10 protein-coding genes and 2 pseudogenes are annotated in these 10,110 nt (G+C 70.3%); 3 read left to right on the top strand and 9 right to left on the bottom strand.

Features of this window, described 5'->3' with window-relative positions:
* Positions 1-194: pseudogene (locus tag ACLNEE_RS16210) on the bottom strand (hypothetical protein); the annotation flags it as partial.
* A 184-nt stretch (positions 195-378) separates the two neighbouring features.
* Between ACLNEE_RS16210 and ACLNEE_RS16205 the strand changes: the two are divergent.
* Positions 379-1,986 (top strand): glycosyltransferase family 39 protein, encoded by a 1,608-nt coding sequence (locus tag ACLNEE_RS16205; protein ID WP_412007386.1) that lies wholly within the window; start codon positions 379-381, stop codon positions 1,984-1,986.
* Here the strand turns inward: ACLNEE_RS16205 and ACLNEE_RS16200 are convergent.
* A complete protein-coding gene (locus ACLNEE_RS16200) occupies positions 1,928-3,166 on the bottom strand; it encodes a class I SAM-dependent methyltransferase (RefSeq protein WP_411422577.1) in 1,239 nt (412 codons plus the stop codon). The two genes, ACLNEE_RS16205 and ACLNEE_RS16200, sit on opposite strands and share 59 nt — an antisense overlap.
* Positions 3,167-3,261: 95 nt before the next feature.
* Between ACLNEE_RS16200 and ACLNEE_RS16195 the strand changes: the two genes are divergently transcribed.
* A complete protein-coding gene (locus ACLNEE_RS16195; RefSeq protein ID WP_411422576.1) occupies positions 3,262-4,080 on the top strand; it encodes a TPM domain-containing protein in 819 nt (272 codons plus the stop codon).
* Positions 4,081-4,099: 19 nt separating this feature from the next.
* Here the strand turns inward: ACLNEE_RS16195 and ACLNEE_RS16190 are convergent, their stop codons facing one another.
* The 3 genes from ACLNEE_RS16190 to ACLNEE_RS16180 form a co-directional block, all read right to left on the bottom strand.
* Positions 4,100-4,975 (bottom strand): hypothetical protein, encoded by an 876-nt coding sequence (locus ACLNEE_RS16190; protein WP_412007385.1) that lies wholly within the window; start codon positions 4,973-4,975, stop codon positions 4,100-4,102.
* 199 nt (positions 4,976-5,174) lie between these two features.
* Entirely contained in the window at positions 5,175-6,251 is a 1,077-nt protein-coding gene (locus tag ACLNEE_RS16185; protein ID WP_411422574.1) for a hypothetical protein, read from the bottom strand.
* A 39-nt stretch (positions 6,252-6,290) separates the two neighbouring features.
* Complete coding sequence (locus ACLNEE_RS16180; RefSeq protein ID WP_411422573.1) at positions 6,291-7,178, bottom strand: TIGR04168 family protein; 888 nt, start codon at positions 7,176-7,178, stop codon at positions 6,291-6,293.
* Positions 7,179-7,277: 99 nt separating this feature from the next.
* Here ACLNEE_RS16180 and nadA point away from each other — a divergent pair, with 99 nt between their 5' ends.
* Entirely contained in the window at positions 7,278-8,216 is a 939-nt protein-coding gene (gene nadA, locus ACLNEE_RS16175) for a quinolinate synthase NadA (RefSeq protein WP_411422630.1), read from the top strand.
* An 84-nt stretch (positions 8,217-8,300) separates the two neighbouring features.
* Here nadA and ACLNEE_RS16170 read toward each other — a convergent pair whose 3' ends face one another.
* The 4 genes and pseudogenes from ACLNEE_RS16170 to ACLNEE_RS16155 form a co-directional block, all read right to left on the bottom strand.
* On the bottom strand, positions 8,301-8,981 hold the full coding sequence (locus ACLNEE_RS16170; protein ID WP_412007384.1) for a hypothetical protein: 681 nt from the start codon (positions 8,979-8,981) through the stop codon (positions 8,301-8,303).
* Between the two features lie 232 nt (positions 8,982-9,213).
* Positions 9,214-9,366, bottom strand: coding sequence for a DEAD/DEAH box helicase family protein (locus tag ACLNEE_RS16165; protein WP_412007383.1), 153 nt, complete (start codon positions 9,364-9,366; stop codon positions 9,214-9,216).
* A gap of 46 nt (positions 9,367-9,412) precedes the next feature.
* Entirely contained in the window at positions 9,413-9,610 is a 198-nt protein-coding gene (locus ACLNEE_RS16160; protein WP_412007387.1) for a hypothetical protein, read from the bottom strand.
* Between the two features lie 73 nt (positions 9,611-9,683).
* Positions 9,684-9,998 (bottom strand): annotated as a pseudogene (locus ACLNEE_RS16155) (DUF4145 domain-containing protein); the annotation flags it as partial.
* Positions 9,999-10,110 lie beyond the last annotated feature (112 nt).

Genomic DNA, 10,110 nt, shown 5'->3' with positions numbered 1-10,110 from the left:
CGGGCGGCCACCAGCACGAACAGGGCCACGGACGCCGTGCCCATCACATCCATGGCGAGGGCCTTGAGGAAGAGATTGCGGCGGGCGATCAGACCGAACAGCCCCGCCAGCAGGGCCCCCAGGACCAGAGCTTCCAGCAGGCGGAAGGTGTCGAACAGAGCGATGGCCCAGAGCAGGCCTGACAGTAGCGGCATCGGGCTTGAATAAAATCTCCCCGGAACGCCATCGGCGCGGCCCTGAAACGCCAACAGCGCGGCTGCGGCAGCTATCCATCCGGCAGCTATCCATCCGGCAGCTCACCATCCGGCCGGTCAGCCAGCGGTCGGTCAGCATGGTGTTCAGGCGAGGAGCCTCCGGGGCGGCAGCAGAACCATGGGCGTGACGCGCTTCACAACGGCACGATCCCTCGCCCTGCTCGCGCTGTTCCCGCTCGGAGCGATGCTGCTCCGGCTGGGCATGTCCGACAGCTTTCTGTATGACGAGGCCGAGCAGTATCTCGTCGCCGAGGATCTGAGGCCCGGCTATCCCAACCAGCCACCGCTGTTCTACTGGGGCGTCCATGCGGTCTCCCGGCTGATCGGCATGGGACTCCCCGCCATCGTGCTGGTGAAGTACGCCTGCCTGCTGCTGATGTACGCCGGGCTGTACGCCTCAGCCCGCTGCCTGTTCCCCCTCTCCACCAACCCGAGGGGGCCCGACATCGCTCTGGTCGTGGCGGGATCGGCCCTGCTGATCCCCCAGTTCTCCGCCAAGATCATCGAGGATCTCACCCACACCGTCCTGATGCTGGCGGTGACGGCCTGGACAACCTGGGCCTTCCTGCGGGTGATGGCGTCCCGGCGGCTTCGCGACTATGGGGTCCTGGGCCTGCTGTTCGGCCTGGGGATGCTCTCGAAATACAACTACCTGATTCCGGCAGCGGCCCTGACCGGCTCGGCGCTGCTGTCGCGGCAGCATCGCGGGGCCGTCCTCAATCCGCGCTTTCTCCTCGCGATCCTGATCGGCCTGGCGGTGCTCCTGCCCCACCTGGTGTGGCTGTGGCAGGAGTCCTTCCAGCCCCTGGGCTACGCCATGGCCCGCGGCAGGGTGGGCGGACTCGGCCTCGCCGGTGCCGGCAAGATCCTGGTCTCCAGCTACTGGCCCTGCGCCCTGTATGCGCTGGTCGTCGGGCTCTGCTTCGGCTGTCGGTTGGGGCAGCCGGACGAGCTCGCAGGCGACGCTGCTGGACTCCATCCGCTGATCCGACGGGCCGGACTGCTGGCCCTGGGGCTGCCCATGGTCGCGATCGCCTCGGGGCTGCTGGGCTTCTTCAAGGCCAAGTGGCTCACCGCATCGATGCTGCTGCTGCCGCTGGCCGTGTTCTCGCTGACGCGAAGGGACCTGCTGCTCCGGCGCCGTGCTCCCTTCGGTCGCGGTGTCGCCCTGGTGGGGGTCCTGGTGCTGGGCGCGCGGGCCCTGCCCGGATTTGCACCGGACATCACCGGCAGCGGGCCGCGGGAGCTGATTCCCTACGACCACCTCAGCACCCAGCTGGAGACGCGCATCGCCGCCCACGGCTGGAATCCCGCCCAGACCCTGCTGGTGACGCGCACACCCCTGCTGGCCGCGAACCTGCTGAAGCTCTCCTCGTTCGGGGGGTACGTGATCGTGCGGGAGGAACCCACCGCCGAGCAGCGGCGGCTGATGGCGACCTACCCCCGGGCGGTGCTCGTGTGGGACGCAGGGCCTGACCGGGGCCCGGGGCCGCCCACGGAGCTGGGGCAGGCCTATCCCGAGGCGGTGAGCCAGCAGCCCCTCACCGCCCTCTACCGACGCTCCACCAAGGAGCGCTATGCCCTGGGATGGGCCTTCGCCGAGGCAAGCCATGGCTCCGGGACAAGCCATGTCTCCGGGGCAAGCCATGGCTCGGGCGCAAGCCCAGCAGGGCTCAGCCCTGCCCGTCCTGCGGACCAGCCCCCGCCGGCTCCCGCAGGAACCGGGGCCTGAGCGCCAACGGGTCAGGGGCCTGGCCCGGGGGGAGGGAGCGGCCGAAGGCCAGCCAGCGGAAATCCCCCAGGGCATGGGGATCCACCAGACGCAGCAGCGCCTCCCGCCGGGCCATCAGGTCGGCCAGGTCCGCCGCGGAGCCCCCCTGGAGGCCATAGAGCCGCTCCGCCAGCCCCAAGGCCAGCAGGGCCTCACCCTGGCGGGTCTGGCCCAGCACCTGCCAGCCGGTGGCGGCGGCCTCGGCCTGCAGCGTCTCGATGCAGAGATGGGCGGTGAGGTCCCAGCGGCCGGGCTCGCGGAGCGGATCGGCGCTGGCACGCTGGGCGCGGTAGGCCATCAGGGTGCCGGCAGCCCGCTGGGACGCGTAGTAGCGCCGGGCCTCCAGGGCGTAGTCGATCACCAGCAGGTAACCGGCCCTGAGGGCCTGACCGCAGGCGGCCAGCCAGGGACCCAGCCCGGGGTGGAGCTCGGTGCTCCAGCCCGGCGGGCGCGGCTGGGTGCCAGGCGCCAGGCCCAGGGCATCGAGTTGCGCCAGGGCCTGGGGCGCCAGGGGCTCTCCGGGCTCGAGCCGCAGCAGGGGCCGGGCCGGATCGGCCTCGTCGAGGCTCACCAGCTGACGGCGCCAGCGCGCCCCGTCCCAGACGATGCGCTCGACCGCCAGGGCATCGAGCACCTCATGGGCCAGCACCACGCCCTGCACGGGAGCGGCAGCCAGCTCCTGCCAGCTCGCCCAGCGGCAGGGCAGAGGGGAGGCCTGCAACAGCCGCCGCTGGCGCTCGGCCATGCCGGCATTGGGCTCCACGAGCACCAGGGTGGTGCGGTTGGCCAGATCGGGCCGCTGGGCGGCGAGGTGCCGGGCCAGCTGCAGGGCGAGGGAGCCCTCGCCGGGGCCGGTCTCCACCAGGGCCAGGGGCCCGGGGCCGAGGCTCTCCAGCCAGTCCCAGAGCTGGGGGGCGAGCAGGGAGGCGAACTCGGGGCCGAGGGAAGGGGCGGTGGCGAAGTCCCCCCTCGGGCCGATGCGCAGCCGACCGGCGCCGTAGGCCCCATGGGTGGGATCGTGCAGCACCCAGGCCATGTAGGAGGCGAACGGCACGGCACCGCCCGCCTCCCGCAGGCGCCCCGCCAGCCAGTCCGGACAGGCGCAGGGGCGCGACGAGGGGGGCTCGAGGCGATCGGTCACGGCCGGAGCGCAGCTCGGGGAGAATGCATCTTCTCGGAGTGAGGCGCATGGCTGCAGAGGCAAGGGCTGGCGGGACTCCGACCGGGCGGGGGCACGTGGTTCGACGCCTGGGGCGGGCCCTGGTGACCCTGGCGGCCGCCGTGGTGCTGCTGGGTGCCGCACTGGGTCTGGGGGGCGCTCCCGCCAGCGCCTACGACAACCCCGACCTGCTGCCCGATCACCCCACCCCGGTGATCGACCTGGCCAAGGCGCTGACCGACGGGGAGCGGGCCGAGCTGGAGGCCCATCTGACAGCCTTCGAGGCCGACACCGGCTGGAAGCTGCGGGTCCTTACCCAGTACGAGCGCACCCCGGGCCTGGCGGTTCGGGACTTCTGGAACCTCGATGAGCGGAGCCTGCTGCTGGTGGCGGACCCCCGCGGCGGCAACCTGCTGAACTTCAACGTCGGCGATGCCCTGTTCGCGCTGATGCCGCGCACCTACTGGGTGGAGCTGCAGACCCGCTTCGGCAACCAGTACTACGTGCGTGACCACGGTGAGGACGGCGCCATCGTCGACGCCCTGGCCGCCGTGGAGACCTGCCTGGAACGGGGTGGCTGCCAGGTCGTGCCGGGCCTGCCGACCGAACAGTGGGTGCTGACCCTGGCCACCTCGATCCTGGGGGGACTGATCGTGGGTTTCGCCGCCTATCCGCGCGAGGAGGGGCGCACGGTGGAGTGGGCCTGGGTGCTGCTGCTCTCGCCGTTGTGGGTGATTCTGTTCGGGGTCTTCGGCGTGGCTCCGATCGTCACCCGCACCGACGACCTGCTGCCCCTGATCCGCAATGCCCTGGGCTTTTCAGGCGCGATCGCCGCCGCCTACCTGATCGCCCAGAACACGGTGGGGCGCAGCCGGATCAAGGCCGAGCAGGACTGAGCCCCGCGGTAACCCAGGGTCAGACGCCGCTGCTGCGGGGCCCGACCGCGTCGAGGGCCTCCAGTTGGCAGCGCAGCGAGTCTTCCGGAAGGCAGGGAGGCTTGGGCGGGGGCTCGGGAGCGGCAGCGAGCGTGTTGAGCTCGAGCTGACGCCGCAGATAGGCCAGGTTCTGCTCGTAGAACTGGCGCAGTTCGTTGTAGCGCTTCACCGGCTGGCCGTAGTAGCTGCGGCCGGCGAGGGTGGGGAACGAGGCCCATTCGGGAGCCAGCCGATGGGCGAGGTCGGGGGTGAAGGCCCCCTGGTCTGCCAGGTGGAGGGCGCCCCGACGCTGGATCAGGAACAGGGCAGCCTGGTCCTGCACCTGGGGACCGAAGGCCTCGGGACCCTGGAGCTGGAAGCCGAGCTTCCTGGACACCATCGCCCAGGTGGGTGGCATGAACTGGTACGCCCCGGCGGCGGCACTGGCGTAACGGGCCGTGCGCACCACCCGGTTGGGATGGCGGTCGAGGGAGGGCATCAGGCCGCCGCCGAAGATGATGCGGTAGCCGATGTCCTCGCCGCCGGCCCAGGTGCCCTCCGCAAAGCGGATGGTGTTGAGCAGGGCGCGACGCTCGGGCGTGATGGCGTAGATGCGGGGGGCGGGAGGCGGCAGGGGCACCGAGAGGGCAACCGCCGTGGATCGAGCCGCGGCAGACGGTTGCTGGGGCAGAAGCCGCACCTGCCGGACCTGGGGAGCCCCGAGGCGAGCGGGGGCCTGATGGGGCAGCGTCAGGGCCGGCGAGAGGAGCTCAGCCCGGGTCGGGGGCTGGGCAGCGGACACGGCCAGGGGAGAGGCCAGGCTGGCGAGACAGGCGCCGAGTCCGCAGAGCGTTGTTTTGGCGAAAGGGGAAACCAAAAGCGAAAACAACAAATGGATGCGCAGCAATTTGGCGATCGAACCGCTATTGCCAGTTGGCATCAGTGCCAATCGAACAAGCGTCCACTGGTGTCAACGGCGACCGTGAACGGTTCAGATCACTGTCAGGGCCAGAATTCAGCCTGTTTTGCACAACAGGAACCCCGATCATGGCGGGGTCAACGATTCGTTTTGCTGATCACCCCAGCTCCAGGCCCGCGGCGAAGGCCGCGATCGCCTGGGCCGCAGCGGCCGCGCCCTGCCGTGGCAGGGGTTGATCGGTGGGCCCCAGCAGCGGTTGATCGAGCTGCCAGTCGCCGGCCTGCAGATCGGCCTGGCTGAGCAGCCTGTGCCAGCCGTGGCGCTGCAGGGCAGCCTCCAGCACCGGCGCCTCGGCGAACCCCTCGCGGTGCACCAGGTGGATGCCGACGTCCTGGCTGAGGGCTTCACAGAAGCTGCTGTAGCCCGGCTTGGTGATCAGGCGGGCGCAGTGGCGCATCAGCTCGAGGGGGCGCACCGATGCCGGCAGCACCCGCCCGTTGGGGGCCTCGCCGAGGCGGGGGTCATGGCCGAGGAAGACCCACTGCGGCCAGCGGCGCAGCAGGGCGGGATCCAGCCGCAGACCGAGCCCCCCGAAGGACACCAGCACGCAGCGCTCCCGATCGGCGGGCAGCCGCAGCTGGCGTGCGAGCCCGTCGGCGTCCAGCCGGGGCTCCCCGGCGGTGAGACCGATCGGCTGGCGGGGCAGGCCCCAGTCCATCGGCAGCCCCAGGGGGCACTCCAGCAGCAGATCGCCGCGGCGGTAGAGCGCCAGACAGCTCTCGGCCCAGGGCGCGAAGGCCGGGCCGAAGGGGCGGTAGATGGTCTCCCAGCCGAAACTGGCCAGCCAGATCAGCGGCGCGCCGACCCGACCGGCCAGCAGGGCGGCTGCCGGCGGCACATCCCCCAGCACGAGCAGCGGCTCACCCTGGGCCCGCAGCCAGGCCGCCTCCCGTTCGACCTGGCCTGGCAGGCGGGCCTCGAGCTCCTCCAGCGCCACGAGGGTGGCGGCGGGATCGGAACCGAGCGCGTCCGCCTGAAGCACCCCCACATCCCATTGGCAGGGCCGCAGCTCGAGGGGCTGCGGCCCGAAGGCGGTGGCGACGAAGTCAGCCGGCAGGGCGGTGGAGACCACCAGGCGCCAGTCGGGTCGCAACCGGTGGAGGGCCGAGAGCACCGCGGCGCTGCGGGATCCATGGCCGAAACCATGGGCGCTGATGCAGGCACAGATCAGCACGGCACGACCAGGGAACGAGGAGCCATCAGGGGGGCGCCGTCAGCGGGGGGCACAGACCGACCGGGTCAGACCCGGCTGGTGGACGACTTCTTCATAGAGGAGCTGACCCTCCAGGCCATACCAGCGGTGGCTGGCCCGCCGCACCACCGCTCCGGCCCGCCCGTCGGTGTCGAGCTCCACCCAGGTGAAGTGACGCAGCTCCCGCCCGCCCAGATCGCGCCCGTGGCGGGCCACGAAGGCCGCATTGAGATAGAGGGTGCCCTGCCGGTCGACGGCGACGGTGCGGCGCTCCCCCTGCCCCCGGCGCAGGGCGTGGTGCATGTGACCGAACACCACCAGGGGAACGGGGCGGTGCTCGCGGATCTGGCGGATGGCGAGGGCGAGGTCCTGGTCGCCCCAGTCGCAGGCTGGCTTCTTCCAGTCGCGGCCGCAGGGGTCGGCCGCGTCGCTGCCCAGCCCCGCCGGGCCGCAGTGGGCCAGCAGCACCAGGGGCAGGGCGGGATCCGCCGCCAACGCCGCCGCGGTGATCCGATCCGCCGATTCCTGCAGGGTGAGGGGCCCGAAGGCGGCGATCACGGCGCGGGAGAGATGGAAGCCTCCACCGGCGGTGCCGGGCCGCCCCCCCACCACGGCCAGGCCGGGCGGCCGCAGTTCCCTCAGGCCCCAGCCGCAGTGGATCTCGCCGAGGGTGGCGAGCTGGCGCTGCAGGGTGCGGCCGGAGGCATCCCGGCCGGCGTCATGGTTGCCGAGGATGCAGGCCACCGGCAGGGGGAGGCGGCGCAGCAGGGCCGGCACCTGGGGCAGGCCGTCGCTGAGGTCACCCACCACGAGCACCGCATCGGGCCGGACACGGTCCAGGAGGTGATGGTCGCTGCCATCCCAGGCGCCGTGCGGATCCCCCACCACGGCCAGGCGCAGGAGACCCATCCACCACTATCTAGGCTGGAACATCCTGCCCGTTGGGGATCCCGGTTGGTTTTCGCAGCCGCCCAGACCACTCCGGCCCGTGCTCCGCAGCACAGCGCCGTGAGCCCACCTCCGCCATCGGATCTGCCGGCGGCGATTGGGGCCCTGCGCCGCGAGCGCAACGCCGTGATCCTGGCCCACTACTACCAGGACGACGCGATTCAGGACATCGCCGACTTCATCGGCGACTCGCTGGAGCTGGCCCGCAAGGCCGCCGCCACCGAGGCCGACGTGATCGTGTTCTGCGGCGTGCACTTCATGGCCGAGACCGCCAAGATCCTCAACCCCGGCAAGACGGTGCTGCTGCCGGATCTGGAGGCCGGCTGCTCCCTGGCCGATGCCTGCCCGGCGGATCGCTTCGCCGCCTTCCGGGCCGAGCACCCCGAGCACATCGTGGTGAGCTACATCAACTGCTCGGCGGCGGTGAAGGCCCAAAGCGATCTGATCTGCACCAGCAGCAACGCCGTGGATCTGGTGCGGCAGCTGCCGGAGAACCGGCCGATCCTGTTCGCGCCGGATCAGAACCTGGGCCGCTGGGTGCAGAACCAGAGCGGCCGGGATCTCACCCTCTGGCCCGGCAGCTGCCAGGTGCATGAGACGTTCAGCGAACAGGCCCTGCTGCAGCTGAAGCTGGAGCACCCGGACGCCGAAGTGCTGGCCCACCCGGAATGCCAGCAGCACCTGCTCGATCTGGCCGACTTCATCGGTTCCACCAGCAGGCTGCTGGCCCGGGCGGCGGAGAGTGAGGCGCCCGCCTTCATCGTGCTCACCGAGCCGGGAATCCTGCACCAGATGCGCCAGCGGGTGCCGGGCAAGGCGTTCCATGAGGTGCCCGGCGCCGACGGCTGCAGCTGCAACGCCTGCCCCTACATGCGGCTCAACACGCTGGAGAAGCTGTGGCGCTGTCTCGCGGAGATGGCCCCGGCGATCGAGCTGGAGGAGGAGCTGCGGCTGCGGGCCCTGGCCCCGATCGAGAAGATGCTGGCGATGAGCCGCTGATCCCGGCGGCTGAGCTGGCCGGGTTGTTCTGGCCAGGTGCCTTCTTGAACCTCATCGGCGGGGCTGCAGCAGAGGTCTGGTGGCTCAGGAGCTGATCAGACTCCTTGGCCGCGCCAGTCGGCGGGGTTCCTGCAACGCTCCACTCCTGCTGGCCATGTGCTCCATCGCCAACCGATCCAGGTGGGCCTGGCTGATCGGCAGGGGCTGGAAGCCACCTGTCCCTGCCGCCTGGGAAAGTCTGCAGCGCCTCGCAGCAGCGCCAACTGCAGCATGTAGGGCAGCAGGTCGAAGCATTGCCCTTGCGTCGGCATCGAGCTGGCTCCAGGCACCAGGCTGGCCGAAGCGCTCGACGAGCTCCAGGTGAGGGCGCACCAGGAAGTTGTTGCTGGGGCAGGCGGCCACATGGCGGCGCAAGGACTCCGCCAGGAGCTCACGGTGGGGCTGCAGTTCGGCTGATCGGTCTCCGTCCGCCGCAGTGATGAGCTCATCCACCCCCGTCACGGGCGCGAGCCGGGCACGGAACAGGCGGGCGCTGAGAGATTCAGGAGCAGCGGCACGATCGCTGCCGCCCTGGCCATGGAAGAACTCCAGGTTCTGGCAACAGTCGAAGATCCAGAAGCACGCCTTGTCCTGGCCCGGTCCGAACAGGTCTGGGCACAGGCGAGTACCCCGGCCCACCATCTGCCAGAACTTGGTACAGGATCGCAACGGCTTGAAGAACACCAGATTCACGATCTCGGGGATGTCGATGCCGGTGTCGAGCATGTCCACCGAGATGGCGATGGCGAGGTGGGAGTAGTGGTGAGGCCCCAGAGCAAGGAATCGAAGTAGGCGAAGATGGCGCCGTATTTCTGGTAGACGCTGCGGTTGGGGCCTCATCCACCACCACCACGGTTGGTCACCAGATTCACCGGTGAGCAGTCGGGCAGGAAACGACGGAAGGCACGCTCGGCCTGGAGCACAAGGGCATTGCGATCGGCGAGGAACAGCACCCGCTTCACCCAGTGGCAACGGTGAGCAGATCGGCAAGCGCAATCACGGTGCGGGTCCTGCCGGTGCCGGTGGCCATCACGAGCAGCACCTTGCGGCGGCCCCGTTCGAAGGATTCGCCGATCGCCCGGATCGCCCGCTGCTGGTAGTAGCGCTCCACGATCTGGGGGGTCCACCATCACCGATGCCAGCCTCTGTCGCTGAGCTCAGCGGCGGATCAGCTTTTCCAGCTCGGCCTTCCGGTAGAAGCCCTGCACCTCTCGGGGCGAGTAGCGGAGATCGTCCCAGAGGCAATGGCGGTAGCCGTTGGAGAGGAAGATCAGGGGCCGCTGCCCATACTGTGCGTCCAGGCCATCGGCGCAGAGCTTGCCCTGCTGCTGGCCCTGCATCGGGATCGTGGCCATAGGCGAGGACCAGCCAGCGGAGAACCTGAAGGAGCTCCGTGGCCGCCAGCACGGACGAGCCCGTGCGGATGGGTTCAGCCCGATGGACAGCGTCGTTGCCGAGGTCCTTGAGCAGCTTGAAGCGACCCAGCAGCTGGGGACCCACGAGCTGGCGAAAGTCGCAGGCATGGAACAGCCGCGACAGGGAGGGCTCCCCCCAGGGCCGCTGCAGCGGGCTGTCGTTGGCGTAGACCCACTCCACCAGCAGTTCGATGGTGCGACGGGCGTAGAAGCAGGCGGTGCGTGGATCAGCCAGGGCAAAGCGCTCCACCCGCACGGCCTCTTCGGGCAACTCGGGCCACTGGCCAGCTATGAGGGCGTACTGGGATGGGAAGTCCGTCACTGCCATCGCTGTTCCACCTCATCCAGCAGGGATGAGGCCGTTCCCACCATGTCGTGGGTGAATGGTGCCAGACCTCCAGCGCAGTGGATCCAGCTCTTGAAGGCCTTCTCGCAGGCCT

It is taken from the genome of Aphanothece stagnina RSMan2012 (assembly GCF_046764815.1).
Lineage (GTDB): Bacteria > Cyanobacteriota > Cyanobacteriia > PCC-6307 > Cyanobiaceae > NIES-981.
This window is presented reverse-complemented; position numbering and strand designations above follow the sequence as displayed.

What these genes read in the sequence shown, in the direction of transcription:
- ACLNEE_RS16180 (WP_411422573.1), bottom strand. Translation starts at nt 7,178, where the DNA reads ATGGGTCTCCTGCGCCTGGCCGTGGTGGGGGATCCGCACGGCGCCTGG.
- ACLNEE_RS16160 (WP_412007387.1), bottom strand. Translation starts at nt 9,610, where the DNA reads ATGGCCACGATCCCGATGCAGGGCCAGCAGCAGGGCAAGCTCTGCGCC.
- ACLNEE_RS16170 (WP_412007384.1), bottom strand. Translation starts at nt 8,981, where the DNA reads ATGCTCGACACCGGCATCGACATCCCCGAGATCGTGAATCTGGTGTTC.